1 pseudogene is annotated in these 831 nt (G+C 59.3%); it reads left to right on the top strand.

Annotated elements, in window-relative coordinates:
• Positions 1 to 169: 169 nt before the first annotated feature.
• Positions 170 to 817: pseudogene (locus JF66_RS20965) on the top strand (ATP-binding cassette domain-containing protein); the annotation flags it as partial.
• Positions 818 to 831: the final 14 nt, after the last annotated feature.

Genomic DNA, 831 nt, shown 5'->3' on the forward strand with positions numbered 1-831 from the left:
AAGGACAACATCCCGTCCGTCCTGATCGACTCCGGCTACTGGACCGAAGCCGAGATCAACGGCTAATCACGCCCACTGCTTCGGCAGTGTGAATCCGCCGGCGGGGGAAACCTCGCCGGCGGATTCTCCCCTCCACAGTTTTGACCCAGACACCTGAAGAAGGTACTCCGTGACCACGAACATCCTTGAGATGCGCAGCATCACCAAGACGTTCCCCGGCGTGAAAGCGTTGGCCAACGTCTCGCTCAACGTCGCCCGCGGCGACGTCCACGCCATTTGCGGGGAAAACGGCGCCGGAAAATCCACGCTCATGAAGGTGCTCAGTGGTGTCTACCCCCACGGCACCTACACGGGCGACATCGTTTTCGAAGACGAGGTTGTGGAATTCCGCGACATCCGCGATTCCGAAGCCAAGGGCATCGTGATCATCCACCAGGAGCTCGCGCTCAGCCCGTACCTCTCTATTGCAGAGAACATCTTCCTCAACAACGAGCAACGCAATGCTCTCGGCCTGATCGACTGGAACAAGACCAACCTGGAGGCCGCAAAGCTGCTCGCCCGGGTGGGCCTTCGCGAGAAGCCGACCACACGCATCATGGATATCGGTGTGGGCAAGCAGCAGCTCGTCGAGATCGCTAAGGCGCTGTCGAAGCGCGTGAAACTTCTCATTCTGGATGAGCCGACGGCCGCCCTCAACGATGAGGACTCCGACCATCTGCTCGATCTGATCCTGCACCTCAAAGGCCAGGGCATCACCTCCATCATCATCAGCCACAAGCTGAACGAGATCAAGAAGATCTCCGACTCGGTCACCGTCAATCCGTGACGGCC

The sequence above is a fragment of the Cryobacterium sp. MLB-32 genome (assembly GCF_000738085.1).
Taxonomy (GTDB): Bacteria; Actinomycetota; Actinomycetes; order Actinomycetales; family Microbacteriaceae; genus Cryobacterium.